At 68.4% G+C, this 14,088-nt stretch carries 16 protein-coding genes; 10 read left to right on the top strand and 6 right to left on the bottom strand.

The window, feature by feature from the left end:
* Window positions 1-39 precede the first annotated feature (39 nt).
* From AC07R7_RS16510 to AC07R7_RS16500, 3 genes are read left to right on the top strand one after another with little or no spacing between them, the layout of a single operon-like run.
* On the top strand, window positions 40-1,626 hold the full coding sequence (locus AC07R7_RS16510) for an MFS transporter (protein ID WP_494635917.1): 1,587 nt from the start codon (window positions 40-42) through the stop codon (window positions 1,624-1,626).
* Window positions 1,623-2,720 (top strand): HlyD family secretion protein, encoded by a 1,098-nt coding sequence (locus AC07R7_RS16505; RefSeq protein WP_494635916.1) that lies wholly within the window; start codon window positions 1,623-1,625, stop codon window positions 2,718-2,720. The genes AC07R7_RS16510 and AC07R7_RS16505 overlap by 4 nt, the downstream gene beginning before the upstream one ends.
* A complete protein-coding gene (locus AC07R7_RS16500; protein WP_494635915.1) occupies window positions 2,720-4,102 on the top strand; it encodes an efflux transporter outer membrane subunit in 1,383 nt (460 codons plus the stop codon). Before AC07R7_RS16505 ends, AC07R7_RS16500 begins: the two co-directional genes overlap by 1 nt.
* 22 nt (window positions 4,103-4,124) lie before the next feature.
* Here AC07R7_RS16500 and arsH read toward each other — a convergent pair whose 3' ends face one another.
* A complete protein-coding gene (gene arsH, locus AC07R7_RS16495; RefSeq protein WP_494635914.1) occupies window positions 4,125-4,856 on the bottom strand; it encodes an arsenical resistance protein ArsH in 732 nt (243 codons plus the stop codon).
* Window positions 4,857-4,911: 55 nt separating this feature from the next.
* Between arsH and AC07R7_RS16490 the strand changes: the two genes are divergently transcribed.
* The 5 genes from AC07R7_RS16490 (at window position 4,912) to AC07R7_RS16470 (ending at window position 8,063) form a co-directional block, all read left to right on the top strand.
* Window positions 4,912-5,283 (top strand): ArsR/SmtB family transcription factor, encoded by a 372-nt coding sequence (locus AC07R7_RS16490; RefSeq protein ID WP_492883972.1) that lies wholly within the window; start codon window positions 4,912-4,914, stop codon window positions 5,281-5,283.
* The gene (locus tag AC07R7_RS16485) at window positions 5,280-5,813 is read left to right on the top strand and encodes an arsenate reductase ArsC (RefSeq protein ID WP_494635913.1); all 534 of its coding nucleotides are present in this window, start codon (window positions 5,280-5,282) and stop codon (window positions 5,811-5,813) included. Before AC07R7_RS16490 ends, AC07R7_RS16485 begins: the two co-directional genes overlap by 4 nt.
* 4 nt (window positions 5,814-5,817) lie before the next feature.
* The gene (locus AC07R7_RS16480) at window positions 5,818-6,489 is read left to right on the top strand and encodes an MIP/aquaporin family protein (protein ID WP_492883968.1); all 672 of its coding nucleotides are present in this window, start codon (window positions 5,818-5,820) and stop codon (window positions 6,487-6,489) included.
* Window positions 6,486-6,899 carry an arsenate reductase (glutaredoxin) gene (gene arsC, locus AC07R7_RS16475; RefSeq protein WP_494635912.1) on the top strand — a complete coding sequence of 138 codons (414 nt, stop codon included), beginning with the start codon at window positions 6,486-6,488 and terminating at the stop codon, window positions 6,897-6,899. The genes AC07R7_RS16480 and arsC overlap by 4 nt, the downstream gene beginning before the upstream one ends.
* A 123-nt stretch (window positions 6,900-7,022) precedes the next feature.
* Window positions 7,023-8,063, top strand: coding sequence for a substrate-binding domain-containing protein (locus tag AC07R7_RS16470; protein ID WP_492883964.1), 1,041 nt, complete (start codon window positions 7,023-7,025; stop codon window positions 8,061-8,063).
* A 55-nt stretch (window positions 8,064-8,118) separates the two neighbouring features.
* On the opposite strand, the gene AC07R7_RS16465 is transcribed toward AC07R7_RS16470, so the two are convergent.
* Both AC07R7_RS16465 and AC07R7_RS16460 read right to left on the bottom strand, forming a co-directional pair.
* Window positions 8,119-8,478, bottom strand: a complete 360-nt coding sequence (locus AC07R7_RS16465; RefSeq protein WP_492883962.1) for a GFA family protein — start codon at window positions 8,476-8,478, stop codon at window positions 8,119-8,121.
* Between the two features lie 73 nt (window positions 8,479-8,551).
* Entirely contained in the window at window positions 8,552-8,821 is a 270-nt protein-coding gene (locus AC07R7_RS16460) for a hypothetical protein (protein ID WP_494635911.1), read from the bottom strand.
* Between AC07R7_RS16460 and AC07R7_RS16455 the strand changes: the two genes are divergently transcribed.
* Window positions 8,820-9,248: a VOC family protein gene (locus tag AC07R7_RS16455; protein ID WP_494635910.1), complete on the top strand. Its 429-nt coding sequence runs from the start codon at window positions 8,820-8,822 to the stop codon at window positions 9,246-9,248. The genes AC07R7_RS16460 and AC07R7_RS16455 overlap by 2 nt on opposite strands.
* 17 nt (window positions 9,249-9,265) lie before the next feature.
* Here the strand turns inward: AC07R7_RS16455 and AC07R7_RS16450 are convergent, their stop codons facing one another.
* The 3 genes from AC07R7_RS16450 to AC07R7_RS16440 form a co-directional block, all read right to left on the bottom strand.
* A complete protein-coding gene (locus AC07R7_RS16450; RefSeq protein WP_492883958.1) occupies window positions 9,266-9,610 on the bottom strand; it encodes a hypothetical protein in 345 nt (114 codons plus the stop codon).
* Window positions 9,611-9,724: 114 nt separating this feature from the next.
* On the bottom strand, window positions 9,725-10,369 hold the full coding sequence (gene mepK, locus AC07R7_RS16445) for a peptidoglycan L,D-endopeptidase MepK (protein WP_492883956.1): 645 nt from the start codon (window positions 10,367-10,369) through the stop codon (window positions 9,725-9,727).
* A gap of 55 nt (window positions 10,370-10,424) precedes the next feature.
* Entirely contained in the window at window positions 10,425-11,978 is a 1,554-nt protein-coding gene (locus AC07R7_RS16440) for a L,D-transpeptidase family protein (RefSeq protein WP_494635909.1), read from the bottom strand.
* Window positions 11,979-12,185: 207 nt separating this feature from the next.
* Between AC07R7_RS16440 and AC07R7_RS16435 the strand changes: the two genes are divergently transcribed.
* Window positions 12,186-13,997, top strand: a complete 1,812-nt coding sequence (locus AC07R7_RS16435; RefSeq protein ID WP_494635908.1) for a glycoside hydrolase family 15 protein — start codon at window positions 12,186-12,188, stop codon at window positions 13,995-13,997.
* Window positions 13,998-14,088: the final 91 nt, after the last annotated feature.

Below are 14,088 nucleotides of genomic sequence, written 5' to 3'. Positions count from 1 at the left end.
GCGCGCGCACGCTACAGCGTGGGCAGCAAGGACGGTGGCATGAGTCATTCCGGTATCGACAGCCTGCAACCGCACGAGCGGCCGATGTTCCCGGGATCGCCGGCGACGCCCGACTTTTCCCCGCGCGTCCGCATTGGCTATGGCTGCGTCGGGGTGCTGCTGGCCTTCACCAGCGCCATGGGCACGGCGCTGATCACGGTCAACCTGCCCAGCATCCAGGGCGCGCTGGGGCTGGATCCGGCCCAGGTCTCCTGGCTGCCCACCGCCTATGCGATGACCTCGATCTCGATGAACCTGCTGCTGGTCAAGTTCCGCCAGCAGTACGGCTTGCGCCTGTTCGTGCAGCTGGCGCTGGGGACCTATCTGGCCGCGGTCGTGGCGCACCTGTTCGTCAATGACTTCGCCTCGGCCCTGGTCGTGCGCGCGGCCAGCGGCGTCGCCGCCGCGCCCCTGACCACCCTGGCGGTCTTCTACATGCTGCAGGCCTTTCCCCAGCCCCAGCGCCTGGCGGCCTTCGTGCTGGCCTTCGGCCTGCCGCTGGTGGCCACGCCCCTGGCCCGCTGCTTCTCGCCGGATGTCCTGGAACTGGGCCAGTGGCGCACGCTCTACCTGATCGAACTGGCCCTGGTGCTGGCCACCCTGGCCGCCGTGCTGGCGCTGCGCCTGCCGCCGTCGGAGCGGCTGAAGGTGTTCGAGTGGGCCGACTTCGTCACCTATCCGCTGATGGCCGTCGGCCTGGCCCTGATCTGCGGGATACTAGGCCAGGGCCGGCTGGAATGGTGGTTCGCCGCGCCCTGGATCGGCGTGGCCCTGGCCGTCGCGGTCGTGCTGATCATCGCCGCCCTGGCGCTGGAATGGCATCGGACCAATCCGCTGCTGGACCTGCGCTGGGCGATCACGCCGGACTTCCTCGGCTTCATCGCCATCGCCTTCCTGACCCGGGTGCTGCTGGTCGAGCAGAACGGCGGCGCCGCGGGTCTCCTTGCCGTGCTCGGCATGGGCCAGGAACAGACCCGAAGCCTGTATTTCGTGATCATGCTGGCCACTCTGGCCGGCGCGATCGTCGGCGCCCTGACGATCACGCCACAGACCGTGCTCTTCCAGATCATGATCGCCGTGGCGCTGATCGGCGCGGCCGCCTATATCGACAGCCATTCCAACGGCCTGACCCGCCCGGCCCAGCTGTACGTCAGCCAGTCCATGCTGGGCTTCGCCACGGCGCTCGTCCTGGCGCCCACCCTGCTGATCGGCTTCGTCCAGATGCTGCAGCGCGGCTGGCGCTCGTTGCCCACCCTGATCGTCTCGTTCAGCATCGCCCAGAACCTGGGCGCCCTGTTCGCCACCGCCCTGTCGCAGACCTTCCAATACGACCGCATGCGGTTCCACTACGCCCACCTGGTCGGCCAGCTGGACGCCTCGATTCCGTTCGTCGCCGACCGCCTGCGCGCCGGTCCGACCGCCGTCGCCGCGGTCGCCGGCCAGGCGACGCGCGAGGCCGGCATCCTGGCCTATAACGACCTCTTTATGCTCCTCCTCGTCATCGCCATGCTGACCCTGATCGGCACGGCGATCTTCACGCTCCGCGCCATCGCCAAGATGAAAGCCGCGCAAAGGGCCGCTCAATGACCGACGCCGCCGCTCCCTCGCCCTCGCCCGAAGCGGCCGAGGCTCTGCGCCACCCGCCCCGCATCAGCCCCGGGACCCTGGCCATCGCCGTCACCGCCGCCGTGGCGGCCGTGCTGGTCATCCTGTTCGTCTGGCGGTTGCCGCCTTTCGTCACTACCCTGCAGGTGACCGAGAACGCCTACGTCCGAGGCCAGGTCACGGTGATGGCGCCGCAGGTCAACGGCTATGTCGTCGAGGTCGCCGTGCAGGACTTCGACCACGTCAAGCAGGGCCAGGTGCTGGCCCGCATCGACGACCGCATCTACCGGGCCCGTGTCGAGCAGGCCAGGGCGACCCTGGCCGCCCGCGAAGCCGATCTGGCCAACGCCGATCAAGCCCAGCGGGCCCGCGCCGCCGCGCTCCAAGGCCGCGAGGCCGAGCAGGCCTCGGCCTCGGCCCAGGCCGCCCGGGCCCGCGCGGACCTGGCCCGCATCAACGACCTGGCCTCGGACGGCTCGGTGTCGCTGCGCGAGCGCGACCAGGCCGTGGCCACGCTGCGCCAGACCGAGGCGGCCGTGCGCCAGACCGCCGCCGGCGGCGAGATCGCCCGCCAGGACATCCGCTCGGTCGCCGTCTCCCGCGATGGCCTGAAGGCCGCCGTCGAGGCCGCGCGCGCCGCCCTGCGCCTGGCCCAGATCGATCTGGAAAACACCGTCATCCGCGCCCCGCGAGACGGTCAGTTGGGCGAGGTCTCGGTGCGGCTGGGCCAATACGTCTCGGCCGGCACGCAGCTGCTCGCCCTGGTCCCCGCCCGGCTGTGGGTGACGGCCAACTACAAGGAAGCCCAGACCGCCCACATGGCCGTCGGCCAGCCGGTGACCTTCACGGTCGACGCCCTGGGCAAGGCGAAGCTGCGGGGCGTGGTCGAAGACCTGGCGCCCGCCACCGGCTCGGAGTTCGCGGTGCTGAAACCCGAAAACGCCACCGGCAACTTCGTGAAGGTCTCCCAGCGTATCCCGGTCAAGATCGTCATCAGCCCGAACCAACCCCTGGCCGCCCGCCTGCGGCCGGGCATGTCGGTGGTGACCAAGGTCGACACCAAGGGCGGTCGCTGATGCGCCGCTCGCTGCCCCTGCTGCTGGCCGGCGTGGCGCTGTCGGCCTGCGCGACCACCGCCGCGCCCGAGCGTCCGGCCTCGCCCGTTCCGCCGCCGGCCGCCTGGCGGACCACGCCGCCCAATTCCCAAGGCGCTCAAGGCGCGCTGACCGCCGACTGGTGGACGCTGCTGGGGGACGCCCGACTCAACGCCCTGGTCGACAAGGCCCTGGCCCGCAACGCCGACATCGCCCTGGCCACGGCCCGGGTCGACGAGGCGCGCGCCCTGTCCCGCGCCGCCCACTCCGCCTTGCTGCCCACGGTCGACGCCGTGGCCGGCCTCCAGGGCTCGCGCCAGCTGGACGCCTTTGGCAGGTCCTACGAGTCGACCGCCGAACAGGTCGGGCTGCGCGTGGCCTACGAGGTCGACCTGTGGGGCCGGGTGCGCGATCTCGACGCCGCCGGGCGAGCCAACCTGCAGGCCAGCGCCGCCGCCCACGACAGCGTTCGCCTGGCCGTCGCCGCCACCGTGGCGCGGGCCTATGTCGGCCTGCTGTCGCTGGACGCCCAGCTGGCCGTCGCCAAGCAGACCATCACCGCCCGCGAGGCTGGGCTGCACGTGATCACGCGCCGCGAAGGGGCCGGCTACTCCACCAAGCTGGAACGCGACCAGGCTCAGGCCGAGCTGGCCGGGGTCCGCCGGCAGGTCCCCGCCCTGGAACTGGCCATCGCCCGCCTGGAAGCCTCGATCAGCGCCCTGACCGGCGATCCGCCCGGTCCCGTGGCGCGTGGCGGCGACCTCCTGGCGCTGCTGAGGACGCCGATCCCGGTCGAGGCCCCCGCGAGCCTGCTGGCCCGCCGCCCGGACATCGCCCAGGCCCAGGACAGCCTGATCGCCGCCGACGCCAGCCTGGCCGCCTCGCGCGCCCAGCTCTTGCCGCAACTGCGCCTGTCGGTCTCGGCCGACCGGGCGTTCACCGACGCCCTGCCCGATCCGGTCGCCCTGTGGAACGTCGGGGCGGGCCTGGCCCAGCCGATCTTCAACGGCGGCCGGCTGAAAGCCCAGGTCCAGGCCTCGGAAGCCCGCAAGGCCCAGGCGGCGGCCAGCTATCGCGGCGTCGTCCTGAACGCCTTCGCCGAGACGGAGACCGCCCTGCGCGCCGTCGACGCCCTGCAACGCCAGGAGAGCGAGATCGCCGCCCAGCGCGCCGCCATCGCCGAGGCCGCCCGCCGCGCCAAGGACCGCTACCGCGCCGGTTATGCCTCGTACCTAGAGCAGATCGACGCCGAGCGCGGCCTGCTGGCCGCCGACCAGGCGGTGATCCAGGCCCGCGAGGCCCGCGCGGTCGCCGCCATCGATCTGGCCCGCGCGCTGGGCGGCGGCTGGACGCCGACACCGTAGCCCCCGCCGAGCGGAGAGGATCCTAACGCGCCGCTTCGTGGCGCATCGCCTCCGCGCCCAGCGCCACATGCTCGGCGATACGTCCGCCCGCCTTCCGCTCGCTGTAGCGGTCGACAAGGTAGTCGGCGCGGTCGCGGGTCAGCAGGGTGAACTTGACCAGCTCCTCCATCACATCGACGACCCGGTCGTAGTAGCTGGACGGCTTCATGCGGTCGTTCTCGTCGAACTCCTTGTAGGCCATGGCGACCGACGACTGATTGGGGATGGTGATCATCCGCATCCAGCGGCCCAGCAGGCGCAGGGTGTTGACCGCGTTGAAGGACTGGGACCCGCCGCTGACCTGCATGACCGCCAGGGTCCTGCCCTGGGTGGGTCGGATGCTGCCGATCTCCAGCGGGATCCAGTCGATCTGGGCCTTCATGATCCCGCTGATCGCCCCGTGGCGCTCGGGGCTGCACCAGACCTGGCCCTCCGACCATTGCGACAGCGCCCGCAGCTCCTGGACCTTCGGGTGGTCCGGGCCGGTGGCGTCGGGCAGCGGCAGGTCGCGCGGATCGAAGATACGGGTCTCGCAGCCCAAGGCCTGGAGGATGCGCGCGGCTTCCTCGACCAGCAGACGGCTGAAGGAACGCTCCCGCAGAGACCCGTACAGCAGCAGGATGCGGGGCGGGTGGACGGCGGGGGTCGCCACCGCGAGCCGGCTTTGATCGACCTGGGCGAGGAACTTCGGGTCGAGGGCGGGGAACTCGGTCACGGGCGACTCCAAACAGCGTCATTGAACTGTCTAATAATTCGATCATATTGGAAATATGGAATCGAAAGCCGCTGTCAACATGCTCTCCGCCCTGGGCCATGACGGGCGCCTGGCGATCTTCCGCCTGCTGGTGAAGGCCGGCCCGGTCGGGATCGCCGCGGGCGATATCGCCAGGACGCTCGAGGTCCTGCCCAACAGCCTGTCGGCCAATCTCAATGTCCTGTCGCACGCCAGCTTGATCACGTCCCGGCGCGAGGGCCGGTCGATCATCTATTCGGCGGATTTCGGCGCGATGAGCGGTCTTCTCGGCTTCCTGATGGAGGACTGCTGCGACGGCGCCCCCCAGATCTGCGCCCCCCTGGGCGCGATCGTCGCCCGGGCCGAGGCCTGCGACGGAACCTGTCTCACGGAAAAGGAGCCCGCATGAGCACCGAGCATCGCCCGATGAACGTCCTCTTCCTCTGCACCCACAACTCGGCGCGTTCGATCATGGCCGAGTGCATCATGAACCGCGTTGGCGCGGGCCGCTTCAAGGCCTATTCGGCGGGTTCGATGGCCAGCGGCGTCGTCAATCCTTACGCGATCAACCTTCTCAAGCACCTGAACTACAAGGTCGACGACCTGCGCTCGAAGAACTGGGACGAGTTCTCGCTGGCGAACAACCCCGACGCCCCGGAACTGGATTTCGTGTTCACCGTCTGCGACAACGCCGCCGGCGAGGTCTGCCCGATCTGGCCCGGCCAGCCGATGAGCGCCCACTGGGGCATCCCCGATCCGAGCCAGGCCACGGGCTCCGAGGCCGAGATCGCCCTGGCCTTCGCCGACGCCTACCGCCAGCTCAACAACCGCATCACCCTGTTCTGCGCCTTGCCGATGAACGCTCTGGACCGCCTGTCGCTGCAGCGCCGCCTCGATGAGATCGGCCGGACCACGCTCGCCGACGACCCGGCGGCCTGACCGGATGGGGGATTTCAGCGTCGCGCGCCGCCTGGTCGCGGAGGGCCTGGGCACGGCCCTCTTGCTGTCCGTCGTCGTCGGGTCGGGCATCATGGGCGAGCGCTTGTCCGGTGGGAATGTCGCCCTGGCCCTGCTGGGCAACACCCTGGCGACCGGCGCGGCCCTGGTGGTGCTGATCACGATCTTCGGATCCGTCAGCGGCGCGCACTTCAATCCTGTCGTGACCCTGGCCCTGACGGCGCGTCGTGAAGTCGAGCCCTGGCGCGCGGCGCTCTACATCGTCGCCCAGGTCGTCGGTGCGCTGGCCGGCGTCTGGGTCGCCCATGCGATGTTCGGCCAGGCGATCCTGCAGATCTCGGCCCACGCCCGCGACGGCGGCGCTCAGGTGCTGTCGGAAGCCGTCGCCACCTTCGGCCTGATGGCGACGATCCTGGGGACCTCGCGGTTCCGGCCGGAAAGCACGCCCGTGTGCGTCGGGCTTTACATCACCGCCGCCTACTGGTTCACCGCCTCCACGTCGTTCGCGAATCCGGCGGTGACCCTGGCGCGCGGCCTGACCGACACCTTCTCGGGCATCGCGCCCGCCTCGATCCCCGGCTTCGTCTTGGGTCAGTTGGTCGGAGCCGCCACGGCCGTCGTCGTCTTCGACTGGATGTTCAAGCAGGAGCCCGCATGACCGCCCCCTCTTTCCCGATCACGATCTACCACAACCCCAAATGCGGCACCTCGCGCAACGTCGTGGCCATGGTCGAGGCGGCCGGCTACGCGCCGACCGTCGTCGAGTACCTGAAGACCGGCTGGACCCGCGAGCTGCTGCTGGACCTCTCGGCGCGCACGGGCCTCTCCCCGCGCGAACTGATGCGCGAAAAGGGCACGCCCGCCGAGGAGCTGGGCCTGCTGGCCGACGGCGTCTCGGACGAGACAATCCTGGCCGCCATGGTCGAGCACCCCATCCTGGTCAATCGCCCGATCGTCTCGACCCCCAAGGGCGTGGTCCTGGCCCGCCCGTCGGAGACGGTCTACGATGTGCTCGAGCACGCGCCGGCAAGCTTCACCAAGGAAGACGGCGAGATTATCCAGCGCTGACCCGCGCGATATCGTCCGCCCACGGACGCTACGTCGTAAAACTGTCGCGGAACCGTGACAAAAGGCCTTGCATTGCTCCGGCAGGGTCCCACCGTCCCCCCGGACCACATAGGATTTGACGACATGAACAAGCTCCTTGGCGCGGTCGCGACGATCGCCCTGCTCGCGGTCGCCGATCAGGCGCACGCCGCCCGCGACTACGTCTGGGCCGCCGGCTCCTCGACCGTCTTCCCGTTCTCCACGCGCGTCGCCGAAAACTTCTCGAAGAAGACCGGCAAGAAGTCGCCCAAGGTCGAGAGCCTGGGCACCGGCGGCGGCATCAAGATGTTCTGCGGCGGCGCGGGCGAACAGTTCCCCGACATCGCCAACGCTTCGCGTCCGATGAAGAAGTCCGAGTTCCTGGCCTGCCAGAAGGCCGGCGTGAAGGACATCGTCGAGATCAAGATCGGCTTCGACGGCATCGTCGTGGCCGCCGACAAGAAGTCGCCGGACTACAACTTCAAGCTCGAGCAGCTCTATATGGGCCTGGCCGACCAGAGCGTGAAGGGCACGGCGACCGTCAAGAACCCCTACAAGACCTGGAAGGACGTCAATGGCGCCCTGCCGGCCAACCGCATCCTGGTGTACGGCCCGCCGCCGACCTCGGGCACCCGTGACGCCTTCATCGAACTGGCCATGGAAGGCGGCGCCGCCAAGATCCCGTTCCTGGCCGCTCTGAAGAAGTCGGACGAGAAGAAGTTCAAGGCCATCGTCTCGCCGACGCGCACCGACGGCGGCTGGGTCGACGCGGGCGAGAACGACAACGCCATCGTCGGCACCATCGAGAAGACCCCGAACGCCCTGGGCGTGTTCGGCTATTCGTTCCTGGAAGAGAACGCCTCGCGCATCAAGGGCGCGGCGATCAACGGCGTGAAGCCGACTCCGGCCGCGATCGCCAGCGGCCAGTATCCGCTGTCGCGCTCGCTCTACATCTACGTGAAGAAGTCGCAGGTCGGCGTGACGCCGGGCCTGAAGGACTTCGTCGCCGAGTTCGTGTCGGACTCCGCCACGGGTCGCGGCGGCTACCTGCAGGGCCGCGGTCTGATCCCGCTGCCGCCGGCGGCGCACGCCCAGATGAAGAGCAAGGCGGGCGCCATGCCGGCCATGCCGATGCCGAAGGAATAAGGTTCTCCCCGAACCTGAATTTGGGAAAGGCGGTCACTTCGGTGGCCGCCTTTTTCTATTCCGGCTTCTCCCAGGGCGGCCTGTCCGGAAGAAACTCGTCGAAGCTGACCCGCACGCCCGGATCGTCGTCCAGGCAGCTGGCGGCGATGGCCAGGATCCGGCCGCTGTCAGGATCGCCCAGCGAGGTTCCGCAGCGCTTGCAGAAGCTCCGCGTGAACCGGAACGGCGGCTTCGGGCGGTAGCGGGTCAGGAGCTCCTGCCCCGCCAACCAGTGGAAGGCCTCGGCCCGGACATAGGCGTAGACGCCTGAACCGGCCTTGCGGCACCGCGAGCAGTGGCAGATCCCCATCAGCAGCGGCGGCTCGAACAGCTCGAAGCGGACGCCGCCGCAACAGCAGCTACCCTTGATCGACAATACGCATCTCCTTGATCACCCAATCCTTTGAGTGATCTCGGGAAATTGCGCCTCCCCTGCCGCCAGCTGTGTGTCAGCAGGGTGATTGGGCGGGTGAGTCAGGTTGTCGCGGTTCAGTCAGCCCGCGCCATGAGAGTTTCGATCCGAAACCCAAAAGCCGTTGGTTTGAAGTTCCGGGAACGGTGAAGAACAGATTTTCCGGAACAGCCGCGCGAATGATGGCTTTGCGAATGATCAATGCGATCTCGGCGAAGACCCCCATTTTCAGCGCCACACATGTCAGCTCGAAACCCGGATGAAATCCGAGGGTTTCGCGACACAAATGAACGGACTGGATGGTCATGGGAACGACACAACTGCATCGTGGCCGGCTCATCGATCACATCCAACTGGTCGTCCGCGATCTCAAGGCTAGTCGGGAGTTCTATACGGCTGTTCTGAATGTTCTGGAGATTCCCGTCGTCGATACGGCCGATGGCTATTTCTGGGCTGATGAGCTCGTCGTGTCCTCGCCAGAAAGCGCGGCGAGCCAGGGCGTCCTGACAGGCCGGCACCACCTGGCCTTTCAGGTCAAGGATCGCGCGACAGTCGATGCTTTCTATCGGGCGGCGCTGGCCCATGGCGCACGCGACAATGGCGCGCCGGGCGAGCGGACCTATCATCCGGGCTACTACGCCGCTTTCGTGCTCGATCCCGACGGCAACAACATCGAAGCCGTGCACCATGGCGAGGCGCGGCGCAGCGCGCCGTCGGTGGTGATCGACTTCTAAGGGTCTTGCGGAGGCCTCTAGCGCGTCCGCGAGGTCATGCCGGCCGCCGCCGCGTCGTCCGCCACCTGCGGGTCCAGGGTCGGCGCGGGGCCGGTCTGGCGTTCGGAGGGCGTGGCGGCCACGGGAGCGTCGACGACCGGGGCCGAGGTCTCGACCTTGTGCGGCGCGGGCTGGGAGGCGGTCGACTTGGCGGCCATGGCGGCTGCGGCCGCGTCATCGGCGGCGGTGCGCGTCTCGGACGGGCCGTCCTCATAACCGCCGTCGCTGGAGGTCAGGAACAGGATCGCGCCAAACGTCGCCAGGACGCCGATGATGAAGCCGAGGATCACCCAACCAAAGGGATTGCTGCGACGCTCACTCATCTGACTGGGATTCCCTGACGCCGATACCGCCGGCTACCATGCTCTAAACGCTTCAACTAGAGCTTGGTTACCCGTTTCGGCCCCCAGGTGAAAAGAGGCGGGCGAAAGATGGCGTCAGGTTCCGGACCACTTGCGGACCGGGCCGACATCGACATGCACGAAGTTGCTGGTCGGATAATAGCCCACGCCGCCCCGCCCGAGCTCCAGGGCCGCCGCCCGCACGTAGCGCAGGTCGACGTCTTCCAGGAAGACGTCCATGGCCTTGCCGTCCATATGCAGGCTGCGCTTGGCGACCTCGCCGCTGCGCTCGGACAGCATCTTGTTGGTGGCCGGCGAGCGGTAGCCGGAAATGATCTGGAACGGCGACTTGCTCTGGGTCTTGGCCCGGATCTGGTCGAGGATGTCGTAGAGACCCGGAGCCATCGGATGGGTCTCGTCGTTGCGATAGTCGCGCAGCACCTTGTTCAGGGCCTGGACGGCGTCGGGAACGTACTCGCCGTTCTCCCAGTAGACCGCTTCCAGCTTCTCGTCGGTGTGGATGTTGCGCAGATGGACCCAGCGCGGCTCGACCACCGCCTTGGCGGCGAACGTCTCGACCGGCGTGGGTCGCAGGCCCACCGGCGGAACCGGAGCGGCCGGAGGGACTTTTCCTTCCAGGATCTGGCCGATGATATCGTCATCTGCGCGGGCGTCCGCGACCGGCAGCAGGCCGGCGCCGAGCACGCCGAGCCCCATTCGAAGCAGCTTACGTCGATCCATAGGTACGCCTTACCCGACACCAATGCCGGGAGGACATCCCAAAAATTTCAGGAAATCAAGCTGGGCCAGAACGAAGTGCGGCGATACGCTGCACCAGCTCGCGATCCCAGCCGTAGGGATCGTCGCGGAAGTTGACCTGCCCGTCCGGGGTCACATAGGCCGTCCAGTACAGCAGGAAGACCGCGATCTGCTGCGGCAGCTTGGCCCGCACGGTCTCGCCAGAGGCCAGGGTCGCGTCGATCTTTTCCGGCGTCCAGGTCAGGTCGCCGGCCAGCAGCGCCTTGGCCAGCTCGATCGGCTTTTGCAGGCGCACGCAGCCATGGCTGGCCAGCCGGCTGAAGCTGTCGAACTTCGATCGGCTGGGCGTGTCGTGCAGATAGACCCCGTAGGGGTTGTTGAAGTCGAACTTCACCTGGCCCAGGGCCGCCTTGGGCCCGGCCTTCTGCTGCAGGCGCGAGCCGCCGTCGCCGGTCGGGATGACGATGAAGTCATTGCGGCGCAAATAGCCCGGGCTCTTGCGCTCCTTGGGCCACAGCTCCTTGGCGGCGATCGACGACGGCACGTTCCACGGCGGGTTCAGCACGATCGAATGGATCATCGACGAGAGCATCGGCGTCTCGTCGCCCGGACGACCGGTGACCGCGCGCATGGTCAGGGTCGGGGTGTCGTGACTGAACATCGACAGGATGGCGGCGGCGACGTTCACCTGGATCCGGTCGGCCGGCAACACCTGCGGCAGCCAGCGCCAGCGCTCCATGTTGGCGGTGATCTGATCCAGGCGACGTTCGACCGGGATGTTCAGGGCGACCAGCGTGGCCTTGTTGAGGGTCCCGGTCGGATTGAGGCCGAAGCGCTTCTGGGCGCGCTGCACGGCCTGGGTCAGGGCGGCGTCGAAGATCGGCGCCGCGTCGACCGCGATCGTCGGGTCCTCGACGGCCAGGCGGGCTTCCAGCGCGACCACCCGCGGCCCGGTCGCGCCTTCCTTCAGCTCGGGACCGGCGACCAGCGGCGCCCAGCCGCCCTTGGCGGCGATGTCGCGATAGGTGACCAGGCCCTTCTGCAGGGTCTGGTAGCCGGTATAGGGCGGCGGCAGCGTCCCCAGCCACGCGGCCAGGCGGTCCTGCTGGACGGCCGCGTAGAATTCGGGCGCGGGATCGTAGGCGGCGGGACGCAGGCCCCACTCATTCTTGAAGCCGCTGAGCGGCAGGCGGCCCGAGCGCACGGCCTTGGCATAGGCCAGGGTCAGGCTTACCAACTCCGCTTGGCCGGCGATGCGGGCCATCGCGTCGCGCGACTGCAGCTGGGCGATCGCCTGGTCCGGCGAAAAGGCGCCCGGCTCGAAGCCGTGCAGATAGGCGTCGCCCAGCACCTGGCGCAGCAGGTCGATCTGCTCGGGCCGCAACTCGACGCTGGAATAGTCCGGCTGGATCACCGGCGTCCGGGGAGCCTGGACCTGCGGGACGGATTGCGGGGCCATTTGCGGGGCGCGGCCACCAGCCAAGGGCGGGCGCTGCGACTGAGCCATCAAAGGTTGAGCTTGGGCCGCCTCCAGGGACAGCAGCGCTATCGCCGCCGCCAGGACGCCGCAGGATCTCGAAACTCGCATCACCGTCGAACAGCCCGCCCGCGCACTCGCGGCCCAGCCGCATTGAGGTTTCCAGATGGCCGGCGTCGGCCCTCCGCGTCAACGAAGGTAGCGCGAAAGGCGAGCCTTCCCCCCATCTCCTGAAGACGTTTTCCGACAACAGGAACCCGCAAGCCACACCGTCGGTTTCATTCATAATGGGGCGCGCCGGATAACCGGCCGATAATGGCGATGGACAAGGCTTTGCATCAGAAGACTCTCGACCTCTTTCCGATCGGCAATTGCGCCGTCAGCGCGCTGATCGACACCAGCGGCCGCTTCGTCTGGGGCTGCGCGCCGCGCGTCGATTCAGATCCCGTATTCAGCGCCCTGCTCGATGACACCGATATCGAGGGCGCCCAGGCCAAGGGCGTGTGGGACGTGCAGGTCGAACGCCGGGCCGAGACCCGCCAGGGCTATCTGCGCAACACGCCGATCCTTCGCACTGAGATCGCCGACGAGGACGGAGCGCGGTTCGAGATCCTCGACTTCGCCCCCCGCTACCAGCAGTTCGGCCGCGCCTTCCGCCCCACCGCCTTCATCCGCCTGATCCGGCCGATCATCGGGGTGGCGCGCATCACCCTGCGCCTGCGGCCCACCGCCGGCTGGGGCGCCAAGGTGGCCGAGCACACCTCGGGCTCGAACCACATCCGCTATCTGTGCTCGGACATGACCCTGCGTCTGAGCACCGACGCGCCCGTCTCGCACATCCTGGAGGAGCGCACGTTCCGGCTGGAGCGGCCGATCGCCATGTATCTGGGCGCCGACGAGGGTTTCGACGCCCCGATCGGCGCGACCTGCGAGCGGATGCTGCGCGAGACCGACAGCTACTGGAAACAGTGGGTTCGGGGCCTGGCCATTCCGCTGGACTGGCAGACGGCGGTGATCCGCGCCGCCATCACCCTGAAGCTCTGCATGCACGAGGAGACGGGCGCGATCGTCGCGGCCCTGACCACCTCGATCCCCGAGCACGCCGACAGCGGCCGCAACTGGGACTACCGCTACTGCTGGCTGCGCGACGCCTATTACGTGGTCCAGGCCCTGAATCGGCTGGGCGCGGTCGACATCCTGGAGAACTATCTGGGCTATCTGCGCAACATCGTCGATCGGGCCGGCGGCGGCCACATCCAGCCGCTGTTCGGGGTGGGCTTCGAGGAGGTGCTGACCGAGCGCTTCGCCCCTGACCTGCCCGGCTATCGCGGCATGGGCCCGGTCCGCGTCGGCAACCAGGCCTACGAGCACATCCAGAACGACGTCTACGGCCAGATCGTCCTGTCGACGGTCCAGGCCTTCTTCGACGAGCGCCTGCTGCGACCGGCCACGGTCGAGGATTTCGAGGCGCTGGAGCCAGTGGGCGAGCGGGCCTTCCAGTTGCACGACCAGCCGGACGCCAGCCTGTGGGAGTTCCGGGGTCGGGCCAATGTCCACACCTATTCCTCGGCCATGTGCTGGGCCGCCTGCGACCGGCTGGGCAACGCCGCCGAGAAGCTGGGACTGACCGACAAGGCCGCCTTCTGGAACAGCCGCGCCGCCCAGGTGCGCAAGGTCATCGAGGATCGCGCCTGGAACGACAAGCTGGGCCGCTTCGCCGCCACCTTCGAGGGCGACGAGCTGGACGCGTCCCTCCTCCAGCTCGTGGACCTGCGCTTCCACAAGCCCGACGACCCGCGCAACGTCGCCACGCTGCAAGCGATCGAGGATGGCCTGCGGCGCGGGGCCTATCTGCTGCGCTACGCCATCCCCGACGATTTCGGCTCGCCGCAGACGGCGTTCAACATCTGCACTTTCTGGCTGATCGAGGCCCTGCACCTGTCCGGCCGTTCGGACGAGGCGCGTGCGTTGTTCGAGGACATGCTGTCGCGCCGCACGAGCGCGGGCCTGCTCTCCGAGGACATCGGCTTCGCGGACGGGGAGTTGTGGGGCAACTACCCGCAGACCTATTCCCTGGTCGGCCTGATCAATTGCGCGGTGCTGCTAAGCCGGCCCTGGACATCGGTGCGGTAGACCTCGAAGACCTTTCGGTGCGCGATATTGCGGCGCGGGAAGATTCTGAAATCCTCGTGTCACATCGCGCGGGCAACGGCGACGTTGGGAC

The sequence above is a fragment of the Caulobacter sp. GW821-FHT05F04 genome (assembly GCF_059419665.1).
Note: the sequence above shows the minus strand (reverse complement) of the source record. Positions and strands in the feature narration are given on the sequence as shown.

What these genes read in the sequence shown, in the direction of transcription:
- AC07R7_RS16510 (WP_494635917.1), top strand. Translation starts at nt 40, where the DNA reads ATGAGTCATTCCGGTATCGACAGCCTGCAACCGCACGAGCGGCCGATG.
- AC07R7_RS16505 (WP_494635916.1), top strand. Translation starts at nt 1,623, where the DNA reads ATGACCGACGCCGCCGCTCCCTCGCCCTCGCCCGAAGCGGCCGAGGCT.
- AC07R7_RS16500 (WP_494635915.1), top strand. Translation starts at nt 2,720, where the DNA reads ATGCGCCGCTCGCTGCCCCTGCTGCTGGCCGGCGTGGCGCTGTCGGCC.
- AC07R7_RS16490 (WP_492883972.1), top strand. Translation starts at nt 4,912, where the DNA reads ATGGAATCGAAAGCCGCTGTCAACATGCTCTCCGCCCTGGGCCATGAC.
- AC07R7_RS16485 (WP_494635913.1), top strand. Translation starts at nt 5,280, where the DNA reads ATGAGCACCGAGCATCGCCCGATGAACGTCCTCTTCCTCTGCACCCAC.
- AC07R7_RS16480 (WP_492883968.1), top strand. Translation starts at nt 5,818, where the DNA reads ATGGGGGATTTCAGCGTCGCGCGCCGCCTGGTCGCGGAGGGCCTGGGC.
- arsC (WP_494635912.1), top strand. Translation starts at nt 6,486, where the DNA reads ATGACCGCCCCCTCTTTCCCGATCACGATCTACCACAACCCCAAATGC.
- AC07R7_RS16470 (WP_492883964.1), top strand. Translation starts at nt 7,023, where the DNA reads ATGAACAAGCTCCTTGGCGCGGTCGCGACGATCGCCCTGCTCGCGGTC.
- AC07R7_RS16455 (WP_494635910.1), top strand. Translation starts at nt 8,820, where the DNA reads ATGGGAACGACACAACTGCATCGTGGCCGGCTCATCGATCACATCCAA.
- AC07R7_RS16460 (WP_494635911.1), bottom strand. Translation starts at nt 8,821, where the DNA reads ATGACCATCCAGTCCGTTCATTTGTGTCGCGAAACCCTCGGATTTCAT.
- AC07R7_RS16450 (WP_492883958.1), bottom strand. Translation starts at nt 9,610, where the DNA reads ATGAGTGAGCGTCGCAGCAATCCCTTTGGTTGGGTGATCCTCGGCTTC.
- mepK (WP_492883956.1), bottom strand. Translation starts at nt 10,369, where the DNA reads ATGGATCGACGTAAGCTGCTTCGAATGGGGCTCGGCGTGCTCGGCGCC.
- AC07R7_RS16435 (WP_494635908.1), top strand. Translation starts at nt 12,186, where the DNA reads ATGGACAAGGCTTTGCATCAGAAGACTCTCGACCTCTTTCCGATCGGC.